16 protein-coding genes are annotated in these 21036 nt (G+C 67.8%); 12 read left to right on the top strand and 4 right to left on the bottom strand.

What is annotated here, in order from left to right:
• Positions 1–10 precede the first annotated feature (10 nt).
• From catC to GJV26_RS00535, 10 genes are all read left to right on the top strand, one after another.
• A complete protein-coding gene (catC, locus tag GJV26_RS00580) occupies positions 11–301 on the top strand; it encodes a muconolactone Delta-isomerase (RefSeq protein ID WP_155706729.1) in 291 nt (96 codons plus the stop codon).
• 21 nt (positions 302–322) lie between these two features.
• Positions 323–1243 carry a catechol 1,2-dioxygenase gene (gene catA / locus GJV26_RS00575; RefSeq protein WP_155706727.1) on the top strand — a complete coding sequence of 307 codons (921 nt, stop codon included), beginning with the start codon at positions 323–325 and terminating at the stop codon, positions 1241–1243.
• Positions 1244–1255: 12 nt separating this feature from the next.
• A complete protein-coding gene (gene benA / locus GJV26_RS00570) occupies positions 1256–2635 on the top strand; it encodes a benzoate 1,2-dioxygenase large subunit (RefSeq protein ID WP_155706726.1) in 1380 nt (459 codons plus the stop codon).
• On the top strand, positions 2632–3123 hold the full coding sequence (benB, locus tag GJV26_RS00565) for a benzoate 1,2-dioxygenase small subunit (protein ID WP_155706724.1): 492 nt from the start codon (positions 2632–2634) through the stop codon (positions 3121–3123). Before benA ends, benB begins: the two co-directional genes overlap by 4 nt.
• Before the next feature lie 89 nt (positions 3124–3212).
• Positions 3213–4226, top strand: coding sequence for a benzoate 1,2-dioxygenase electron transfer component BenC (benC, locus tag GJV26_RS00560; RefSeq protein ID WP_155706722.1), 1014 nt, complete (start codon positions 3213–3215; stop codon positions 4224–4226).
• A gap of 1 nt (position 4227) precedes the next feature.
• Entirely contained in the window at positions 4228–5043 is an 816-nt protein-coding gene (locus tag GJV26_RS00555; protein WP_155706720.1) for a 1,6-dihydroxycyclohexa-2,4-diene-1-carboxylate dehydrogenase, read from the top strand.
• Positions 5040–5834 carry a 3-oxoadipate enol-lactonase gene (gene pcaD / locus GJV26_RS00550; RefSeq protein WP_155706718.1) on the top strand — a complete coding sequence of 265 codons (795 nt, stop codon included), beginning with the start codon at positions 5040–5042 and terminating at the stop codon, positions 5832–5834. The genes GJV26_RS00555 and pcaD overlap by 4 nt, the downstream gene beginning before the upstream one ends.
• Before the next feature lie 7 nt (positions 5835–5841).
• Positions 5842–7062, top strand: coding sequence for a benzoate/H(+) symporter BenE family transporter (locus GJV26_RS00545; protein WP_155706716.1), 1221 nt, complete (start codon positions 5842–5844; stop codon positions 7060–7062).
• Positions 7063–7116: 54 nt separating this feature from the next.
• Positions 7117–8475, top strand: coding sequence for an MFS transporter (locus tag GJV26_RS00540; protein ID WP_155706714.1), 1359 nt, complete (start codon positions 7117–7119; stop codon positions 8473–8475).
• Positions 8476–8639: 164 nt separating this feature from the next.
• Positions 8640–10862, top strand: coding sequence for a family 1 glycosylhydrolase (locus GJV26_RS00535; protein WP_155706712.1), 2223 nt, complete (start codon positions 8640–8642; stop codon positions 10860–10862).
• Positions 10863–10932: 70 nt separating this feature from the next.
• On the opposite strand, the gene GJV26_RS00530 is transcribed toward GJV26_RS00535, so the two are convergent.
• The 4 genes from GJV26_RS00530 to GJV26_RS00515 form a co-directional block, all read right to left on the bottom strand.
• Positions 10933–12543 (bottom strand): family 43 glycosylhydrolase, encoded by a 1611-nt coding sequence (locus GJV26_RS00530; protein ID WP_216643084.1) that lies wholly within the window; start codon positions 12541–12543, stop codon positions 10933–10935.
• 32 nt (positions 12544–12575) lie between these two features.
• Positions 12576–15485 (bottom strand): TonB-dependent receptor, encoded by a 2910-nt coding sequence (locus GJV26_RS00525; RefSeq protein WP_216643083.1) that lies wholly within the window; start codon positions 15483–15485, stop codon positions 12576–12578.
• A 361-nt stretch (positions 15486–15846) separates the two neighbouring features.
• Entirely contained in the window at positions 15847–17124 is a 1278-nt protein-coding gene (locus tag GJV26_RS00520) for a hypothetical protein (RefSeq protein ID WP_155706708.1), read from the bottom strand.
• 1 nt (position 17125) lies between these two features.
• On the bottom strand, positions 17126–18667 hold the full coding sequence (locus GJV26_RS00515; RefSeq protein WP_155706705.1) for an MBOAT family O-acyltransferase: 1542 nt from the start codon (positions 18665–18667) through the stop codon (positions 17126–17128).
• 129 nt (positions 18668–18796) lie between these two features.
• On the opposite strand from GJV26_RS00515, the gene GJV26_RS00510 reads away from it, so the two are divergent.
• Positions 18797–19705: an FRG domain-containing protein gene (locus GJV26_RS00510; RefSeq protein ID WP_229419122.1), complete on the top strand. Its 909-nt coding sequence runs from the start codon at positions 18797–18799 to the stop codon at positions 19703–19705.
• A 214-nt stretch (positions 19706–19919) separates the two neighbouring features.
• Entirely contained in the window at positions 19920–21014 is a 1095-nt protein-coding gene (locus GJV26_RS00505; protein ID WP_155706703.1) for an LLM class flavin-dependent oxidoreductase, read from the top strand.
• Positions 21015–21036 lie beyond the last annotated feature (22 nt).

Raw genomic sequence — 21036 nt, 5'->3', positions numbered from 1 at the left:
GAGAGAGACCATGCTGTTCCATGTCCGAATGGATGTCCAGCTGCCGCCGGCCATGCCGGCCGAGCAGGCCGCACGACTGAAGGCCGACGAGAAGGCGCTGGCAGGGCGCCTGCAGGAAGAGGGCAAGTGGCGCCACCTGTGGCGCATCGCGGGGCAATACGCCAACGTCAGCATCTTCGACGTGGGCGGCAACGAAGAGCTGCACGCGCTCCTGATGTCGCTGCCGCTGTTCCCCTACATGAAGATCGATGTCACGCCGCTGTGCCGGCACCCGTCCTCGATCCGCACCACCGATCTGTAAGCAAAACACAAGGAGACAATCATGACGCACAACGACATCGACAAACTGGTCAACAGCTGGATCGTGGAATCGGCGATCCGCCCGGCCAACCCGCGCGTGCAGGCAATCACCGTGCGCCTGGTGAGCGACCTGTGCAAGGCGATCGAGGACCTGGACATCCAGCCCAACGAATTCTGGAAAGGCATCGAGTACTTCTCGGCCGCCGGCGCCGCCAACGAACTGGGCCTGCTGACGCCGGGCCTGGGCCTGGAACGCTTCATGGACATCCGCGCCGACGAAGCCGATGCGAAAGCCGGGCTGGAAGGCGGCACGCCGCGCACCATCGAGGGCCCGCTGTACGTGGCCGGCGCGCCGGTCTGCCAGGGCTCCGCCAGGCTCGACGACGGCACCGAGAGCGACCGGGCCGAAGTGCTGTTCATGCAGGGCACCGTGTATGGCGAAGACGGCCGGCCGGTTCCCGGCGCGCAGGTGGAAGTGTGGCACGCCAATTTGCTCGGCAATTACTCGCACTTCGACCAGACGCAGTCGCGGTTCAACCTGCGCCGCACGATCATCGCCGATGCCGATGGCCGCTACGGGTTCCGCACGATCATGCCGAAGGGCTACGGCTGCCCTCCGGGCGGCAGCACGCAGACGCTGCTCGACCTGCTGGGCCGCCACGGCCAGCGCCCCGCGCACATCCACTTCTTTGTTTCCGCGGACTGCCACCGCAAGCTGACCACGCAGATCAACATCGACGGCGACGAATACCTGTGGGACGACTTCGCGTTCGCCAGCCGCGAGGGCCTGGTGCCGCCGGTCGTGCGTGTAGAAGACCCTGCCGCCATCGCGGCAAGGGACCTGCAAAAACCGTTCGCGTCGATCGATTTCGATTTCCACCTGCATGCGGACAGCGCCGCCGCGCCGGCCACCGAAGTCGAACGCAGCCGCGCTGCCGCCTGAAGGAGAGTCGCCATGAATCCGAGCATGACCATTCCGATCCACCCCGCCAGGCCGAGCGTCGACGGCTTGCTGATCGAAGACGAAGCGAAGGGCGATTACCGCCTGCACCGCAGCGCCTTCACCGACCCGGCGCTGTTCGAACTGGAGATGAAGCACATCTTCGAAGGCAACTGGATCTACCTGGCCCACGAGAGCCAGGTGCCGAACAACAACGACTACTACACCACGCATATCGGCCGCCAGCCGGTGTTCATCGCGCGCAACAGGCAGGGCGAGCTCAATGCCTTCATCAACGCGTGCAGCCACCGCGGGGCGCAGCTGTGCCGCCACAAGCGCGGCAACAAGGCCACCTATACGTGTCCGTTCCACGGCTGGACGTTCAACAACAACGGCAAGCTGCTGAAGGTGAAGGACCCGGAAGGCGCGGGCTATCCGGAATGCTTCAACAAGGAAGGCTCGCACGACCTGAAGAAGGTGGCCAGGTTCGCCAGCTACCGCGGCTTCCTGTTCGGCAGCCTGAATCCGGATGTGGTGCCGCTGGAAGTCTTCCTCGGCGAAGCGGGCAAGATCATCGATATGATCGTCGACCAGTCCGCCGACGGCCTGGAAGTGCTGCGCGGCTCGTCCACCTACACGTTCAACGGCAACTGGAAGCTGCAGGCCGAGAACGGCGCGGACGGCTACCACGTGTCGGCCGTGCACTGGAACTATGCGGCCACGACGAATCACCGCAAGGAGCAGGAAGCGCAGCCCGGCCGCGAGGACAAGATCCGCGCGATGGATGCGGGCACCTGGGGCCGGCAGGGCGGGGGCTTCTACGCGTTCGAGCACGGCCACATGCTGCTGTGGACGCAGTGGTCGAATCCGCAGGACCGTCCCAACTACCCGCGGCACGCCGAGTACGCGGAAAAATTCGGCAAGCCGACGGCGAACTGGATGATCGAGCGTTCGCGCAACCTGTGCCTGTACCCGAACGTGTACCTGATGGACCAGTTCGGATCGCAGATCCGGCTGCTGCGCCCGATCTCGGTGGACAGGACCGAGGTGACGATCTACTGCATCGCGCCGAAAGGGGAATCGGACGAGGCGCGTGCCCGCCGCATCCGCCAGTACGAGGACTTCTTCAACGTCAGCGGCATGGCCACGCCGGACGACCTGGAGGAATTCCGCGCCTGCCAGGCCGGCTATGCCGGCGCGGCGATGGCATGGAACGACATGTGCCGCGGCGCGAAGCATTGGATCGCCGGCCCGGACGACGCGGCAAAGGAGATCGGCCTGGCGCCCGTGATGTCCGGCGTGCGCACCGAGGACGAAGGTTTGTATACCGTGCAGCACCGCTACTGGCTGGACGTGATGCAGAAGGCAATCAGGACCACGGAGGCGCAGCCATGAGCGACGTGACGATGGAGGGCGTTGCCGCGTTCCTGTACCGCGAAGCGCGCCTGCTCGACGACGAGCGGTGGGACGACTGGCTCGAATGCTATCACCCGGACGCGCGTTTCTGGATGCCGTCCTGGGACGACGACGGCAGGCTGGTAACGGACCCGCAGCGGGAGATTTCGCTGATCTTCTATCCGTCCCGCCAGGGCCTGGAAGACCGCGTGTTCCGTATCAAGACGGAACGCTCGAGCGCCACGATTCCCGATACGCGCACGAGCCACAACATCGCCAACATCGAGATCGAATCGCAAGATGGCAGCACGGCCACCGTGCGCTTCAACTGGCACACGCTGAGCCACCGCTACCAGACGGACTTCGCGTACTTCGGCATGTCGCGCTACGTGATCGATTTCGGCGGCGAGCAGCCGCGGATCCTGGACAAGTATGTCGTGCTGAAGAACGACTATATCAACCAGGTGATCGATGTGTATCACATCTAGGTGATGGGGAAGGTCGGCGAAAACCGGTGTCCGACACCGGTGACACCGGTTTTTCCGACCGGCGACCCGCACAACAAAGGAGACCAGTAATGAACCATCGCATCGCCCTGCAGTTCGAAGACGGGATCACCCGCTTCATCGCCTGCAACGACAACGAAAAACTGTCCGATGCCGCTTACCGGCAAAAGGTCAACATTCCGCTCGACTGCCGCGACGGCGCCTGCGGCACCTGCCGCGCGTTCTGCGAATCGGGCAGCTACGACATGCCGGAATCGGGCTATATCGAGGATGCGCTGGAGCCGGAAGACGCGGCGGCCGGCTTCATCCTCGCGTGCCAGTGCCGGCCCACGTCCGACTGCGTGGTGCGCATTCCCGCCACGTCGCAGTCGTGCAAGTCCGGCCCCGCCACCTTCGGCGGCAGGATCGCCGCCGTCGAGCACCTGTCCGCATCGACGATCGCGTTCGCCATCGACCTCGATGGCGATACGCCGGACTTCCTGCCCGGCCAGTATGTCAACGTGGCCATTCCCGGCACGGCGCTGACCCGCTCGTATTCGTTCAGCTCGGCGCCGGGCGCCGCGCAGGCGCGCTTCGTGGTGCGCAACGTGCCGGGCGGGCGGATGAGCGGATTCCTGGCCGGCAACGCGGCGCCGGGGCAGGCGATCTCCTTCAGCGGCCCGTACGGCAGCTTCTACCTGCGTCCCGTCGAGCGTCCGCTGCTGCTGCTGGCCGGCGGCACCGGCATCGCGCCGTTCCTGTCGATGCTGGACGTATTGGCCGCCAACGGTTTCCCGCACCCGGTAAGGCTGGTCTACGCGGTCACCAACGACCGCGACCTGGTCGGCATCGAACAGCTGGACCGCATCGTCGCCGCGCATCCGCAGTTCAGCTACGTCACCACGGTGGCCGCGGCGGATAGCGCTCACCACCGCAAGGGCTATGCGACGGCGCACGTGGAGCCGGCCTGGATGAACGGCGGCGATGTCGACGTCTACCTGTGCGGCCCCGTGCCGATGGTGGACGCGGTGCGCGGCTGGTTTACCGAAACTGGTGTGTCGCCGGCCGGTTTCCACTTCGAGAAATTCTCGTCGACCGGAGCTTGAAATGAACCATGCAACCCTGGAACATGCAACCCGGACGGCAGGCGGCCGGTTCCGCGACAAGGTAGTGGTGGTGACCGGCGCGGCCCAGGGCATCGGCCGCGGCGTGGCGCTCGCCGCCGCGCGCGAAGGTGCGCACCTGGTGCTGGCCGACCGCGCCGACCTCGTGCAGCAGGTGGCCGCCGAATGCCGCGACCTGAAGGCGCAGGTGGCGGTGGCGCAGGCCGACCTGGAAACGTATGCCGGCGCCCGGGCGGTGATCGCCACGGCGCTGGCGGACTTCGGCCGCGTCGACGTGCTGGTCAACAATGTGGGCGGCACGATCTGGGCCAAGCCCTTCCAGGAATACGGGGAAGAGCAGATCGAGGCCGAGATCCGCCGCTCGCTGTTCCCCACGCTGTGGTGCTGCCGCGCCGTGCTGCCGGCCATGATCGAACGGGGCCGCGGCGCCATCGTCAATGTGTCGTCGATCGCCACGCGCGGCATCTACCGGATTCCCTATTCGGCGGCGAAGGGCGGCGTCAACGCGCTGACGGCCAGCCTGGCGCTGGAACACGCGCAGGACGGCATCCGCGTCAACGCCGTGGCGACCGGCGGCACCGAGGCGCCGCCGCGCGTGGTACCGCGCAACCCGCAGCCGCTCAGCGAGCAGGAACTGGCGTGGTACCGGGGCATCGTCGACCAGACCATCGCCAGCAGCCCGATGCACCGCTACGGCACCATCGGCGAGCAGGTGGGCGCGATCCTGTTCCTGGCATCCGATGAGGCGTCGTACATCACCGGCACCGTACTGCCCGTCGGCGGAGGGGACCAGGGATGAACGGCCCGGACATCGACACGGCGACCCTCAACGGCGCGGCGTGCCGCTACCGGCTCGATGGCGATCCGCGCAACCCCGCGGTATTGCTGTGCAATTCGCTGGGCACGGACCACACGATGTGGAACGCGCAGGCCGACATGCTGTCTCGTTGCTTCCACGTGGTCCGCTACGACGCGCGCGGCCATGGCGAATCGGGCAGCCCGCCCGGACCGTACAGCCTGGAGATGCTGGCCAGCGATGCGCTGGCGCTGCTGGACCATCTCGGCATCGCCGGCGCGCACGTGGTCGGCCTGTCGATGGGCGGCCTGGTCGCGCAATGCCTGGCCATTTACGCGCCGCACCGGGTCAACCGGATGGTACTGGCCAACACGGCGGCCCGCATCGGCACCGCGGCGGCCTGGCGCGGCCGCGCCGAAACCGTGCGGCAAGAGGGCCTTGCCGATATCGCCGACAGTTCGCCCGCGCGCTGGTTCACGCCGGCGTTCGCGGCGGAGTACCGGGCCGTCATCGAGCCGCTGCAACGCGGGTTGCTTGCGCAATCGCCGGAAGGCTACGCGGCCTGTTGCGACGCCCTGGCCGATGCCGACCTGCGCGACGACATCCGGTCGATCGCGGCGCCGGTGCTGGTGATGGCCGGCGATGCCGACCCGGTCACGACGGTGGCGGACGGCGTGGCGCTGTGCACGCGCATCCGCGACGCCAGGCTCGTCACGCTGCCGGCGTCGCACCTGTCGAACATCGAAGTGCCCGCCGCCTTCACGCGGGAATTGCAGTCGTTCCTCCACTCCTGAGGCCACCATGACCGATACGCTTCGGCCGGTCGTCACGGAACCGGCAGGCACGGGCGCGCCGCTGACGACGCTGCTGCCCGCGATCGTCGCGGGCTTCCTGGCGGTGCTGGTGTCGTTTGCCGGGCCGCTGGCGATCTTCTACCAGGCCGCGCAGGCGGCCGGGGTGGATGCCGCCACCTTCGCCTCGTGGGTGTGGAGCATCGCCATCGGCGCCGGGGTTGCCGGGATCTGGCTCAGCGTCCGCTACCGCGTGCCCGTCATCACCGCGTGGTCGGCGCCCGGCACGGCGCTGCTGATCACGCTGTTCCCGGCGCTGTCCGTGGCCGAGGCGATCGGCGCCTACATCACGGCGGCGGCGATCCTGCTGGTGCTCGGGCTGACCGGTGGCGTCGACCGCATCATGCGGCATATCCCGCAGGGCGTGGCCGCCGGCATGATGGCCGGCATCCTGCTGCCGTTCGGACTGAACGCCTTTCGGGGCGTGGGCAGCCTGCCCGCGGTGGCAATCGGGATGATCGCGGCCTGGCTGTTTTGCCGGCGCATGCTTCCCCGGTACACGGTCGTGGCCGTGCTGGCTGCCGGCATCGCGCTGGCGCTCGGCACGGGCCGGACGGATTTCGGCCACGTGGCCTTCGCGCTGGCGATACCGCGGCCCGTCGCGCCGGAATGGTCCGTGGGCAGCACGTTCAGCCTGGCGCTGCCGCTGGTGCTCGTCACGCTCACCGGGCAGTACCTGCCCGGCATGGCGCTGCTCAAAGCGTCCGGCTACGGCCTGCCCGCGAGGCCGGTGATGGTCGCCAACAGTGTCGTATCGCTGCTCGTTGCCGCCACCGGCGGCATCACGATCGCGATCGCCGCGATCACGGCCGCGATGTGCACGGGGCCCGACGCGCATGAAGATCCCGGCAAGCGTTACATGGCCGGGGTGGCCAACGGCGTGTTCTACCTGCTGGCCGGGCTGTGCGCCGGCTCGATCGTCGCCCTGTTCGCGGCCCTGCCGAAAGAGCTGGTCGCCACCGTCGCCGGGCTCGCGCTGCTCGGACCGATCGGAGCGAACCTGGGCGCCATGATGGCCGCACGGGAACGCGAGGCGGCATTGATCACCTTCATCGCCACCGCATCCGGCATGACGTTCCTGGGGCTGGGGTCGGCGTTCTGGGGCATCGCGATCGGTATCGCGGCGCATTGTCTGCTCACCCGCGAACAAGGAGCACCGACGCCCGGCTAAACCCGCACCAGGATTCGAAACAGCATCCATCCATAAATCAAGGAGACACGCATCATGCGGCAAATCGACCTGCAACAACTGGCGGATAACGCCAGGTTCAACCGCTTCCACGCCGGCATCCTGGCGTGGTGCGCGGTCATCATCATCTGCGACGGCTACGATCTCGCGGTGGCCGGCATCGCGCTGCCGTCCATCATGAAGGAGATGGGCGTGACAGCGCAGAGCGCCGGCTTCATGGTCAGCTCGGCGCTGTTCGGCATGATGTTCGGCGCGATCTTCCTCGGCACGGTGGCCGACCGGATCGGCCGCCGCGCCGCCATCGCGATCTGCCTGGCGCTGTTCTCGTGCTTCACCGCCGCCGCCGGCATGACGAACGATCCTTATGTGTTCAGTGCGATGCGCTTCCTGGCCGGCCTCGGCATCGGCGGCGTGATGCCGAACGTGGTGGCGCAGATGACGGAGTATTCGCCGAAGAAGATCCGCGCCACGCTCGTCACGCTGATGTTTTCCGGCTACGCGGTGGGCGGCATGCTGGCCGCGCTGCTGGGCAAGGGCATGCTGGAGGCATGGGGCTGGCAATCGGTGTTCCTGGCCGCCGGCGTGCCGGTGCTGCTGATCCCGTTCGTGCTGAAATCGCTGCCCGAATCGATGGCGTTCCTGGCGCGCGCCGGCCGGCTCGATGAAGTGGCGGCCATCGCGCGCAGGCTGGAACCGTCGTTCGTGCCGCGGCCGGGCGACAGCTATGCGCTGCAATCGGCCGATGCCGCCGCCGGCACGCCGATCAGCCAGCTGTTCAGGGACGGCCGCGGCTTTTCCACCGCGATGTTCTGGATCGCGTTCTTCATGTGCCTGTTCATGGTCTATGCGCTGAGCTCCTGGCTGGCCAAGCTGATGGCCGGGGCGGGGTACAGCCTCGGCTCGGCCCTGACGTTCGTCCTGGTGCTTAATTTCGGCGCGGTGATCGGTGCCGTCGGCGGCGGCTGGCTGGCCGACCGCTTCCATATCAAGTACGTGCTGGTGGGGATGTACGCGCTGGCCGCCGTGTCGATCACGCTGCTGGGCTATCCGGTGCCGGCGCCCGTGCTGTTCCTGCTGGTGGGCCTGGCCGGGGCGTCGACGATCGGCACCCAGATCGTCACCTATGCCTATGCCGGCCAGTTCTACCCGGCGGCGGTGCGTGCCACCGGCATCGGCTGGGCGTCGGGCGTGGGCCGCAGCGGGGCGATCCTGGCGCCGATCGTCATCGGCACGCTGGTGGGCATGGCGCTGCCGCTGCAGCACAATTTCGCGGCGATCGCGGTGCCGGCGGTGATTGCCACGGTGGCCGTGTCGCTGATCCGGCATGGCAGATCCGCGTCGGCCGTCCCGGACGACGCGCGGGTAACGCCTGCAGCGCGCGAAGCATCGGTGTAACCATCCGGCACCGCCGTCGGGTAAGCGGCGGTTTTTGTAGGCAGAATGGGAACTATTCTTCCGTCATTACGAGGTTTTGTCCGACAAGCGTGTTGTCCCTTCGCCCACGGCGGCCTGGACCATAAAGTCCTAAGCTGGGGGCGGGTCAACACTGGAGATAAAACATGAGTCAAGACGTGAACGGTTCCGCAACGCTCGAGTTGTGGGGCGGCCTCGAATGCACGATCAACCGCGTGTCGGACCAGTATTTCAGTCAGATAGAACGCAACGGGCACCTCGACCGCCTCGACGATATCGACCGCTTCGCCTCGCTGGGCATCCGTGCCGTGCGCTATCCCGTATTGTGGGAGCACACGGCGCCGGACGGCGTCGGCAACGCGGACTGGTCCTGGTCCGATGCGCGCCTGCCGCGCCTGCGCGACCTGGGCGTGGAACCGATCGCGGGGCTGGTGCACCACGGCAGCGGGCCGCAGCATACCAACCTGCTGTCGCCGTGCTTCGCGGACAAGCTGGCGGAATACGCCGGCGCCGTGGCATGCCGGTATCCGTGGCTGACGTATTACACCCCGGTCAACGAACCGCTGACGACGGCGCGCTTTTCCGCGCTGTCCGGCGTGTGGTATCCGCATGCGAAGTCTGAAGCGTCGTTCGTGCGCGCACTGCTGAACCAGTGCCGTGCCACCGTGCTGGCGATGCGGGCGATCCGCGAAGTCAATCCGGATGCGAAACTGGTGCAGACGGACGACCTGAGCCGCACCTACGGCACGCCCGAGATGGCGGAACTGGTGGACTTCTTCAACGAGCGCCGCTGGCTGTCGTGGGACTTGCTGTGCGGCATGGTCGGTCCGGAGCACGCGCTGTACGATTTCATGGTGAAATCCGGCGCCGATCCCGTCGAACTGCAGTGGTTCCAGGATAATCCGTGCCCGCCGGACATTATCGGCGTCAATTACTACGTCACCAGCGAGCGCTGGCTGGATCACCGCACCGGACGGTTCCCGGACAGCCACGTGCACGAGTACAACGGCATCCGCCATGCCGACATGGAAACCGCGCGCGTGCTGGCCAACCCGACGCGCGGCATCGGCCCGCTGCTGGCCGAAGTGTGGGAGCGCTACAGGCTGCCGGTGGCGATCACCGAGGCGCACATCGACGCGCACCGCGAAGACCAGCTGCGCTGGCTGCGCGAGATCTGGCAGGCCGCGCAAGCCCAGCGCGATGCGGGAGCGGACATCCGCGCCGTCACCGTGTGGGCGCTGCTGGGCTCCTACGACTGGAACTGCCTGGTGACCGCCTGCCACGGTTATTACGAGCCGGGACCGTTCGACGTGCGCGGCGCGCAGCCCCGGCCCACGGCCGTGGCGGAGCTGATGCAGCGGCTGTCGAGCGGCCGCCAGCTCGACCACCCGGTGCTGCGCGGCGCCGGCTGGTGGCACCGGCCGGGGCGCTTCCTGTGCCGCCCCGTCGCGGCGCCCGCCGTGACGGTATCGCTGACCGAGCGCCAGCTGGCCCGCGCGCCGATGCGGCCGATCCTCGTGGCGGGCGCCAGCGGTGCGCTGGCGCGGGCGTTCGCGGCCCGCTGCAAGGCTCGCAACCTGCCTTGCGTGCTGGCCGGGCGCGACACGATGGATGCGACGGATGCCGAAGCGGTCGAGCGGATGATCCGCCAGCACCGGCCGTGGGCCATCGTCAACGCGGCCGGTGCCCGGCCGCCGTCGACCGGCGTATCGGACGTGCGCCAGACGGACGAGCAGTACCGTGCCCACATCGCCGGCGCCACGGTGCTGGCGCTGGCCGCCGCGCGCCACGGCCTGCCGTACCTGGTGTTTTCCAGCGCGGCGGTGCTGGCCGGCGCGACCGGCCCGCGCGACGAATCGGCTGCCCCGGCCCCGGTGGACGCATTCGGCCGCTGCCAGGCCGAGGCCGAGAGGCGCGTGCTGCGCGCCAATCCGAATGCGCTGGTCGTGCGCAGCGGCCAGTTCTTCAGTGCCGACGGCGACATGGGCCTGCTCGGCCAGGCGCTGGCATCGCTGCGCGACGGCGAGCCGGTGGCGCTGCCGCCCGAGCTGACGCTGGCGCCGACCTACCTGCCGGACCTGGTGGACGCCTGCCTCGACCTCGCCGTCGACGGCGAGCAGGGCATCTGGCACCTGTACAACGATGGCGGCATTCCCGCCATCGACCTGGTGGGCCGTGCCGCGGCCCTGCTGGGCCTGGGCACGCTGCTGGTGCAGCACGATGTCGACGACCTGCGGACCGAGCCCGCGCTGGAAACGCGGCGCGGCAAGCTGCTGCCGGCCCTCGACTACGCGCTCGCGCGCTTCGCCGCCGCCAGCCAGGCCGCCGCCGTGGACCGGCGCAGCGTGCCGCGCCAGGGACGCGGCTAGATCTGGCGCATTGGCGAGCCCGTGTCACTCTGGTGCCTGGCACCAGAGTGACACGGGCTCGGCCGTAGTGTTAGCCGAAGGCGCGGTACCGGAAGTTGCGGAACCGCGCTTCGCCGTCGCCCGTGGCGTACAGCGCCGGCTTCAGCGACATGAACCCGCCGCGCACGTTGTGGTGGTAGCCGGAGACTTCATACCCCCGCGGCCCCCGCACCCAGTTCTTGCCGTCGCCGGACAGGTGGATGCTGACCACGTGCCTGCGGTTGCGCAGCCGCAGGAACATGCGCTTGCCGTACGGGTTGGCCGGCTGGCCGTGCTCGGTGCCGTAGCGGTGCAGCACGAGGTTCCTGTCGTCGAAGCCGATGCCGCAATACAGCTTGTGGTCGTAGAACACCAGCAGGCCGGCGCGCGTGCCGGGGTCGACTTCGATCTCGCATTCCACTTCGTAGTCCTGGTCCGGCACCACGAACACCAGCGGCGACGAATCCGACGGCTGTTTTCCGGCGGCCTTCAGGTGCAGCACCCCGTCGCGTCGCGCCAGCCGCCTGGCCTCGTCCGGCGCCGGATTGAAGAAGTTCCACTGCACGCCATACTTGTCGGTGGAAAAGTCGTCCGACAGCGCCATGCCGTGCACCGCGTTGGCGGAAGCGGTAACAGCAGCAGCGGCGGGCTTGCGGATCGGCTGCGACAGGTCGCCGCCGCCAAAATCGGGCCAGCCGTCGGCCGACCAGGTGACGGGCGCCAGCAGGCATTGCCGCCCCAGCGTCCAGAAGCCGTTCTCGTAGCCGTGGTAGACGCTCCACCAGTCGCCGGCCGGGCCCTGCACCAGCGTGGCATGGCCGCGCGACCACCATTTCTCGGCCACGTCGACCGTGCGCACCAGCGGATTGCGCGGGTGATGCACCCACGGCCCGTTGATCGACTTCGAGCGGGCCGCGATCACCATGTGCCCCGTCGGCGGGCCGGAAGTGCCGCCCACGGCCAGGATCAGGTAGTAGTAGCCGTCGTGGCGCAGCACCTTCGGGCCTTCCGGCGAGAAGGCTTCCACCTCCCAGTCGTCCGGGTAGCGCCACGGCTCGTACACCTTCTCCGGCTTGCCGACCGTGCTCAGGCCGTCGTCGGCCAGCCGTACCCGGTCCACGCCGGACAGGAACAGCCAGCGCGAGCCGTCCTCGCCCACGGCATGGCCGGGATCGATGTGCCGCGGCAGGTCCAGGTCGATCGGTTCGGACCACGGGCCCTCGATCCTGTCCGCCCAGATCACCCACGACGTGGTCTTCGACCCGGGCACCGCCGTCTTCTTGGTCGGGATGTACAGGTAGTACCGCCCCTTGTGCCTGCACAGCTCCGGCGCCCACACCGAGCCGATGTTCCGGTGCAGCGTGGCCGTCACCGGCCGCCAGTTCACCAGGTCCTTCGAATGCCAGATCACCAGGCCGGGATAGGCGTCGAAGGTGGAGAACGTCATGTAGTAATCGTCGCCGTCCTTCAGGATCGACGGATCGGGGCGGTCGCCCGCCACGATCGGGTTCAGGAACGTGCCGTTGCCCAGGTCCGGCTTGCGCTGGCCTTCGAAGCCGGTGCCCCATGGGGGAACGGCGGTCTTCGCACAGGGGGGCGCGGCAGCCGCGGAGGAGGGCGCGCCGGCCCCCAGCAGCAGCGTGCCGAACCCGGCGGTTCTCATTGCGTCGCGTCGCGATACCATCGTGGTCCCGTTCAGAACTTGTAGCGGGCGCCGAGCAGGTACTCGCGGCCCGTCACGTTCAGCACGTTCACGCTGTTGCGCGTGCTGCCCACGTACTGGTCGCTGGCCTCGTTGGTGAGGTTGACGCCCTCGAACGTGAGTTCGAGCTTGTCGTTGATCTTGTAGGACAGCGACAGGTCGATGTTCGTGGTTTCGTTCTTGCCCGCCACGTCGTTGTTGTTCTGCGCCGGTACCGTCTGCAGGTAGGCGGAGCGGTAGGCGCCGGTCAGGCGTGCGCTGAAGCGGCCGTCATCGTAGTAGAACGTGGTGTTCCACGACTTCGGCGACAGGTTCACCAGCTCGTTGCGCACGGTGCCGCTGTTGGCGGTGTTGGCCGAGATGATGTAGTCGATCTTCGACGACACCTTCGTGTAGTTGGCGATCAGGCCGAAGTTGCGGCCCCACGCCGGCAGGAACGTGAACGGCTGCTGGTAGTTCAGTTCCACGCCGCGCAGCTTGCCGCCCGGCGTGTTCCGGAAGCTCGTCACGTCGAACATCTCGGTGCCGGTGAAGTTCGACGGCAGCAGCGACAGCGGCAGGCCGGTCTGGTTGTACGGCATCGATTCGCGCACGCCCTGCACGTAGCTGGCGATGTTCTTCTGGAACAGGCCCAGGCCGACGAAGGCCTTGTTCGGGAAGTAGTACTCGAACGACGCGTCGAACGTCTTGGCGCGGAACGGTTCCAGCAGCGGGTTGCCGGACGAGATGCCCAGCGCGCCCACGGTGCTGACGGTGCCGCCCGGGTTCAGGTTGCCCAGCGGCGGCCGCGACATCACCTTGGCCGCGGCCAGGCGCACCAGGAAGTCCGGCGTGACGTTGGCGGTCACGTTGAGCGCCGGCAGGAAGTCGTTGTACTCGTTTTCCACGGTGACGGGGATGCCGCCGCCGGTGGCCACGTAGCCGGTGGCGGTCAGCTTCGTCTTCACGTAGCGGCCCCCCACGTTGCCTCGCACCGGCAGGCCCCACAGTTCGGCATCGAAGTCGCCCTGCAGGTAGACGCCGTTGTCCTGCTCCTTGATCGCGCGGTTGTTGCCGCGCGCGCTCGCGTTCGACAGCGACGTCAGCGTGAAGTCGCCCGGGCCGCCCGCGGGGCCGGACTTCAGGCAGTTGCAGTAGGCATCGTACAGTGCCGTGATGGCGCCGATGTTGGGCATCACCCAGCCCGTCGCGTTCCCGGCCGGCATGTCCTGGCCGCTGCCGAAGCCCGTCAGCTGCGTCGCCAGGCCGCCGATGGCGGTGCCGGCCGGCAGGCCGTAGATCGTCTCGGCCGTGTTGGCGCGGCGCGATTCCCACGTGTTGAACTTGTAGCGCTTCACGTTCACGCCGCCCTTGAAGGTCCACGTGTCGCTGGCACGCCATGCCAGGTCGCTGCTGAACACGTCGTTGGTGTTCTCGGTGCCCGCCGGGCGGATGCGGATTTCGCTCGGCAGCGCGTTCGCCGCCGACGTCGCGCCGGCCGGCACGCCATAGATGTTCAGCACGCCGGCCTGGGTGACGTCGAACGGGTAGGTGATGATGGGCAGCCGGTCGTTCTGGCGGAAGTCGACCACGTAGCCGTTCACGTTCGGGGCATCGAGCGTGACCGTGGTCTGGATCGGGTTGTCGAACTTGGATTTCGCGTGGCCCAGCGCGGCGGTCAGGCGCAGGTCCTCGCTGATCTGGTGCGACAGGTTCAGCGTGGGCTGCACGAATTTCGTCTGCATCTCGTCGTAGCGCGACTCGGACCGGATGTCGACGCCGTTGAACACGCCGTACACCATGCGCCCCAGCGAGTCGTACTGCGCGTTGACGACCGAGGTCTGCGGCTTGCCGCCGGAACTGAGGTTGCGCGAGAACGAGAAGCCTTCGATATAGTTTTCCTCGCGCGTCGCATCGAGGTCGGCGTACAGCAGGTCCAGCGACAGGCGCGTGCCGCGCTGCGGCTTCCATTCGAACGACGCGGTCACGCCCAGGCGGTCCTGGTCGTGCACCATGCGGCCGTAGCGGGGGAAGCGCGGGTGATAGTTGGCGGCGCTGCTGGCGGCATTGTAGGCGGCGATGTTCTCGGGCGTGCCGGGCAGGCGCGTGGCCACCGGGAAGCCCGGCGCGCTCGTGCTGCAGTTCGGCGACGTCGACGGGCCCACGCCCATCGGCGCGCACCACCCGCCGACGGACGGGCCGTTGTCCCAGCGGCCGGTGGAGAAACCGTCCTCGAACAGGTTGCGCTTGCTGTACGCGACGGACACGAGGTAACCCATCGTGTTGTTGTTGAACGTGTCCGAGAACATGAACGCGCCGCGCGGATCGGTTTTCTTCGAAAGGTCGTTGTAGCGGCCCTTGATCATCGCGGTGGCGTTGAAACCGCGCTTGGCGAAGTCGAACGGACGCATCGTCTGCAGGTCGACGGTGGCGCCCAGCGAGCCTTCTTCCACGTCGGCGGCGGAGCTCTTGCGCACCGTCAGCGAAGAGAACAGTTCGGAGGCGAACACGTTGAAGTCGAAGCCGCGGCCACGGTTGGTGCCGCCGCTGTTGTCGCTGCCGCCGGTGGTGGCCAGCGCCTCGATGCCGTTGATGCGCACGCGGGTGAAGTCCTGGCCCAGGCCGCGCACGGTGATGCTGCGGCCTTCGCCGGCATCGCGGTCGATCGCCACGCCCGGCACGCGCTGCAGCGATTCGGCCAGGTTCGTATCAGGGAACTTGCCGATATCCTCGGCCTTGATGACGTCGACGATGCTGTTCTCGGTGCGCTTGGCATTGAGCGCGCTCTCCAGCGATGCGCGCAGGCCGGTGACGACCACGGTCTGCGGCTCGGTGGCTTCCTGCGCCTGCGCGGTGATGTGGGCCATGGCCAGTACTGCCGACGCGATCGCCGTCAGTTTCAAAGCGGTTTTGCTGCTGTGCATCCAAGTCTCCTGGTCTGATTTTGTTCCGGATCTCTACGCCTGGTGGCGCGCACGGTCTCGAACGTGCGCGGGCTCCATCATTGCGGAGCCTCCTGGCTTACACAAATAACAAAAACGTATAGGTGCGAAGGAAAACGATAACCTAATGATCATCTGTCGCTAACTTCGCTCAAATGCGCGCTTATTTGCGCGCTAGCGCGGCTGAGACGTGCGGCGTAATTTCGAATGTGGTCGGGCCAAGTGCAATTCTGTCAGACCAGTGACGTGTTTTTGCAACGATTGGTCAGGCCAGCTTGGTAATGAGGACCGATCGTGTCGCGGGGCCGCCGCCGCAAGTCAGCTCCGCTGCGGCTTGCAATGATTATTCGATCGCGGCGGGAGCGATGCCCGCATGGTGACCAGCCATCGCGCGCAATCCGGTCCGCCGCGCATGTTCGCGTGCCACGTCGCGTGTCACGCCGTCGAACACGCTCGCCTGGCGCGCGATGCAGTCGGCCCGCTCGCCGGCGATCCGTGCGCGGTTCGCGGCGAGCGTGTCGCGCTCGAGCCGTACGCCGAAGCCGGCCGGCATGCCGTCGTCTGTCGTCCCCAGCACCCGCGCCACGATCAGTTCGCCGAGCGCGGGCTTGAAATGGCCGGCTTCCCAGTACCAGCGCGTGCGCGCCGCGCTGCCGGGGGCGGGGATCGCCTCGCACTGGACCGGCCCGTAGCCGGAGAAGTCGTGCACCGCGATGCGGGCGTGCGGATGGCGCTGCCGGCCCGCCTCGACCTCGGCCACCAGGAGCGCCTTCCATGCCTCGAAGCGGGGCCACAGTTTCGCTCCCTCGAACAGGGCCAGCAGTTGCGCGTGATACGGGTAGATCACCATGTCGACCGCCACGCCGGGGTTGCCTGCCGCGGCGCCGTCGATCAGCGCGGCGACCTGGGCGCGCACGGCCGGCGTATCCAGGCCGCCATCGGCCGCGGCGGCCAGCTTGCGGGTGTTCTCGGCGGCGCGCTGGCCGAACAGCGCGGAATAGCCTTCCGTGCGCGCCGCCTGGTGATACTGCTGCAGGGGATTGTGGCCTCGCAGCGTGGCCGTCGCGGCATCCGGGTCGTGCTGGATCGCCACCGTGACGAGAGCATCCTTCAGCGACGCGAACGAGTACAGCGCGTCGGCGCGCCACAGGTGGCTGCGCCAGCCCCGATCCGGCGCCGGCAGTGGCGGCGGCAGCGCGGCGGCATGCACCGGCCGCTCGGTGAGCGCATCGACGAATTCGAGGCCGGCGATCACGCGTTCGGGGGGCGCGGCGCCCGCGGCCAGGTGGCGCAGCTGGCCGACCGCCATCGCCGCGCTGGTACCGGCCAGCCCGAGGTTGAAGGCGTTCTTTCCGGCCAGTTGCGGGCCGTCCGGGTCGACGCCGGCTTCCATCCGCGAATTGCCCGTGATGACGATGCGCGGCCGCAGCCGGTCGGCGCGGGCCAGGCGGATCTCGTTGCGGTAGCGCTCGACGGGCGGCTTTATCCGGTTCACGCCCGGCATGTCGGCCAGTGTGTACAGACCGTACGGGTCGACCAGCAGCACGAAGCCGGCCACGGCCAGGCTGGCGCCGGCGATCGTTCCCAGCATCCAGCGGAGGTAATTGCGGTGTGCGCTCATGTCAGAACTGGAAATACAGGAAATCGGTGGGCCGGTTCAGCGACAGCACGCCCAGCACGGCGAGCGTGCCGATCAGCACCGCGTGGCGGCGCGCCGGCCGCCACGCCAGGCGCACCGCCGCCTCGCGCGGGCCGCCCGCATCGAGCGCCGGTGCGAAGCGGTGCATGATCTGCTGCGTGTTCGGCATGGCGAAGGCCACCACGGCGGCCGCCGCGACCCAGCCCCATGTCTCGACGAAGCGCGCGGTGCCGCCCTGGTACCAGCCGATGCCGAGTCCGTCCAGAGCCGCCTTCAGGCCGCCGAGATGCGCGCCCAGGTGAGCGCCGATCGTGGCCGGCAGCTGCACGCCGTGCTCGCCGGCCATGCCGGCCAGGATGGCCAGCGCCGTATCGAGGTCCGGTGCGCGGAAGAATACCCAGGCCACGCACACCGCGGCGAACGTCAGTGCCCAGCCGGCCAGCCGGCCGGCGGGCCCGCCGCGCCAGCCCATGCGCTGCGCGAGGCCGCGCCACGCCTGGCCGGTCACCAGGTACAGGCCGTGCAGCCCGCCCCAGATCACGTAGTTCCAGCCGGCGCCGTGCCACAGGCCGCCCAGCAGCATCGTCGCCATCAGGTTGGCCGACCGGCGTGCCGGCCCCCTGCGGTTGCCGCCCAGCGGAATGTACAGGTAGTCGCGCAGGAAGCGCGACAGCGTCATGTGCCAGCGGCGCCAGAACTCCATGATCGACGCGGCCTTGTAGGGCGACGCGAAGTTCAGCGGCAACTGCACGCCGAACAGGCGCGACAGGCCGATCGCCATGTCGGAATACCCGGAAAAATCGAAGTACAGCTGGAATGCATACGCCAGCACGCCGCCCCATGCCACCAGCAGCGAGACCTCCTGCGGGTCGGCGAACAGTACGTTCGCGTACGGCGCCAGGTTATCGGCGACCAGCACTTTCTTGGCCAGCCCGATGAAGAAGACCGAGCCGCCGACGGCGAAATTGACGGCGCGCGGCCAGCGGTTCCGGTCGTCGCCGAACTGCGGCATCATCTCGCCGTGGTGCAGCACCGGGCCGGCGATCAGGTGCGGGAAATAGGTGACGAACAGCAGGTAGTGCAGGAAGCGGCTCTCGCTGACATGGCCGCGCGCGGTGTCCACCAGGAACGCGATCTGCGTGAACGTGAAGAACGAGATGCCGATCGGAAGCACGATGTGCAGGGCCGGCAAGTGCCAGCCGGTGGCCTGTGCCACGCCGGCGGCGAAGAAGCCGGCGTATTTGTACCAGCCCAGCAGCGCAAGATTGGCGGCCAGCGCCGCCACGAGCCAGCGCCGGCGGGCAGGCCCCTGCGCGGCGCGGATCCGCAGCGAGCAGGCGTAATTGCCAGCGATCGAGGCCAGCAGCAGCGGCAGGTAGCGCACGTCCCACCACGCATAGAAGAACAGCGAGGCCAGGGCCAGCACGAGGTTGCCGTATTCGCGCCCGCGCCGCGCCGCGGCGAAGTAGGCCAGCAGCACCACCGGCAGGAAGCCGAACAGGAATGCATGGGAATTGAACAGCATCGGTCTCGTTCCGCCGTCGATGTGAGGCGGGCACCGCGTGCCCGCTGCGGGGAATTATAACTTCGGCAACTTGTCGGTTGCTTATCCGTTCTCGGCTTTTAGTGGATTTCGCCGCGGCTTGCGTCGTGAATGTTGCCTTTGCGATACGGCCGGGTGGGTACTCCGGCCGCACGCTGCGGTTCGCTGCCGGACGCGGCATTCGGCTACACTCGCACCGTTTCCCACCACGAGCCCGTCGCCATGGAAGAAATCGTCGTCGCCAGCTGGAATGAATTCGTTGCCCTGAGCGCCGCGCTCGACGGCTGGGCCTTCCGCGGCCAGCAGGACGCCCGGTGGCCGTTGCAGACGTCGCTGTCGCGCTACCTGCACGCCTATGTGCCGGACAAGGCAAGCTGGCGGCTGCGCGAGGAACGGGCGATCCGCATCTTCCGCCGCAAGGCGCACAACTATCTCGACAACCCGGCCGTGCTCGATAACGCCCTGCGCTGCCTGGCGCTGATGCAGCACCACGGCGCGCCCACCCGGCTGCTGGACTTCACCAAGTCGCCGTTCGTGGCCGTGTTCTTCGCGCTGGAGCGGGCCACGCGCGACGCGGCGATCCATGCGCTGAACACGCCGCGGCTGTGGATGGCCGCGCCGCGCGGGCAACCGGGCATGGACCGCAACGGCATCGATCCTCGGCTGTCCGGCAACTTCGCCCGCCTGTTCCTGCCCAATACCAACGCGATCATCTGGATCGGCGAACCCACCGAGATGGACCGGCGGCTGGTGGCGCAGTCGGGCACGCTGGTGGTGCCGGGCATGGTGGACAAGCCGCTCGACGACATCCTGGGGCATTACGCCGACAGCGGCACGCTGCTAAAGAAGATCGTGCTGCCGATCGGCGTGCGCGAGGAGGCGATGAAGGCGCTGTACCGGATGAACATCACGAACGCCACGCTGTTCCCCGACCTGGACGGGCTGGCGCGCTCGATCGGCATGGAACTCGAGATGGAGTGGCCGGGCATCGCCGGCGGCGGCACGGGCGGCGACCTTTGAAACGAGCACAGCTTTTGACCGACAGCTTTTGACCCGCAGCTTCGACCCGCAGCTTTTGACCCGCAGCTTTTAACGCCAGCAGCTTTTGTTTGACTTCGTCCCTTTCGCGCCATATCATAATCCGAATTCTGATTCTTATCAGCGATCCGACCGGGCGGCGCGGCCGTCCCGGGTGGGCCGGTGCCAGCCCTCAACCCTCACTACGGGATTTACCATGCGCTTCTCCGTCTTCCTGAACGCCCGCACGATGACCGCGGACGCGGACAAACAGTTGATCGTCGACCTGGAGCAGCACGCGCTGCTGGCCGGGAAACTGGGCTTCGACGCCATCTTCCTGCCGGACCACCATTTCAACGGCTACATGCCGGTGGCCAGCGACAGCTACATGTTCGCCGCCTATCTGGCCGCGAAGCTGCCGGACATGCATTTCGGCTTCTCGGTCACGTCGGTGCCGCTGCATCACCCGGTGCGATTCGTCGAGCGCATCAACATCCTCGATCACCTGACGAAAGGCAAGCTGCTGGTCGGTATCGGCTCGGGCACCACGCCGGAAGAAATGATCGGTTTCGGCGTCAACTACAAGGATGCGGGGCGGATCGCCGAGGAAAACCTGCAGGCGGCCGAGACGCTGTGGAACAAGAAGATCGACGATGCGCCGGTGGAACTCGACGGCTTCCACAAGGGCCGCGTGCTGCAGCGCATCGCGCCGGCGCCGTACGGCGCGAAGCATGCGCGCCTGATGCCGGTGGCGATGAAGGAGAGCAGCACCACGCGTGCCGCCGTCAACGGCTGGCCCGCCTTCATTCCGGCCTTCACGCCGCCGAAGATCGGCGGCACCGATCCGCTCAGCCACGTGAAGAAGTATTTCGCCAGCTACCACGAGCAGCTGCTGGCCGCCGGCCACCCGGAGGAAACGGTGGCCGACGCGCTGTCGTGGACCACGCACAGCTACCAGTGCGTGCACCTGGCGCCCACCGACGAGCAGGCGCACAAGGAAGTGCTGGAAATCCTGACCTCGTACCAGGAAGCCATCGACCGCGAAAGCGCGTTCAATGCCAAGGCCGAGGCGGACGACGCCAACAGGAAGACCGACCGCACGGGCCACGCGCTGACCGAGGACTGGATGGCAACGTGGTGCCTGTACGGCAGCCCCGAGACGGTGATCGGCAAGCTGCGCGCCTACCAGGAGGTCGGCATCGGCAACATCCTGTGCGGCACCGTCACCGGTCCGCTGACGGAGCAGCGCCTCGCCTGGGCGGACCAGACGCTGCGGCTGCTGGCCACGCAGGTCCTGCCGGCGTTCCGGTAACGGCGTCGCGGCGCGGAGGAGA

It is taken from the genome of Pseudoduganella dura, assembly GCF_009727155.1.
GTDB lineage: Bacteria > Pseudomonadota > Gammaproteobacteria > Burkholderiales > Burkholderiaceae_D > Rugamonas > Rugamonas dura.
This window is presented reverse-complemented; position numbering and strand designations above follow the sequence as displayed.

Bases quoted from the DNA above. Each gene is read 5' to 3' on its own strand.
- benB (WP_155706724.1), top strand. From the start codon at position 2,632: ATGAGCGACGTGACGATGGAGGGCGTTGCCGCGTTCCTGTACCGCGAA.
- benC (WP_155706722.1), top strand. From the start codon at position 3,213: ATGAACCATCGCATCGCCCTGCAGTTCGAAGACGGGATCACCCGCTTC.
- GJV26_RS00515 (WP_155706705.1), bottom strand. From the start codon at position 18,667: ATGCTGTTCAATTCCCATGCATTCCTGTTCGGCTTCCTGCCGGTGGTG.
- GJV26_RS00545 (WP_155706716.1), top strand. From the start codon at position 5,842: ATGACCGATACGCTTCGGCCGGTCGTCACGGAACCGGCAGGCACGGGC.
- GJV26_RS00505 (WP_155706703.1), top strand. From the start codon at position 19,920: ATGCGCTTCTCCGTCTTCCTGAACGCCCGCACGATGACCGCGGACGCG.
- GJV26_RS00520 (WP_155706708.1), bottom strand. From the start codon at position 17,124: ATGAGCGCACACCGCAATTACCTCCGCTGGATGCTGGGAACGATCGCC.
- catA (WP_155706727.1), top strand. From the start codon at position 323: ATGACGCACAACGACATCGACAAACTGGTCAACAGCTGGATCGTGGAA.
- GJV26_RS00525 (WP_216643083.1), bottom strand. From the start codon at position 15,485: ATGCACAGCAGCAAAACCGCTTTGAAACTGACGGCGATCGCGTCGGCA.
- catC (WP_155706729.1), top strand. From the start codon at position 11: ATGCTGTTCCATGTCCGAATGGATGTCCAGCTGCCGCCGGCCATGCCG.
- GJV26_RS00535 (WP_155706712.1), top strand. From the start codon at position 8,640: ATGAGTCAAGACGTGAACGGTTCCGCAACGCTCGAGTTGTGGGGCGGC.
- benA (WP_155706726.1), top strand. From the start codon at position 1,256: ATGAATCCGAGCATGACCATTCCGATCCACCCCGCCAGGCCGAGCGTC.
- pcaD (WP_155706718.1), top strand. From the start codon at position 5,040: ATGAACGGCCCGGACATCGACACGGCGACCCTCAACGGCGCGGCGTGC.
- GJV26_RS00555 (WP_155706720.1), top strand. From the start codon at position 4,228: ATGAACCATGCAACCCTGGAACATGCAACCCGGACGGCAGGCGGCCGG.
- GJV26_RS00530 (WP_216643084.1), bottom strand. From the start codon at position 12,543: ATGAGAACCGCCGGGTTCGGCACGCTGCTGCTGGGGGCCGGCGCGCCC.
- GJV26_RS00510 (WP_229419122.1), top strand. From the start codon at position 18,797: ATGTTGCCTTTGCGATACGGCCGGGTGGGTACTCCGGCCGCACGCTGC.
- GJV26_RS00540 (WP_155706714.1), top strand. From the start codon at position 7,117: ATGCGGCAAATCGACCTGCAACAACTGGCGGATAACGCCAGGTTCAAC.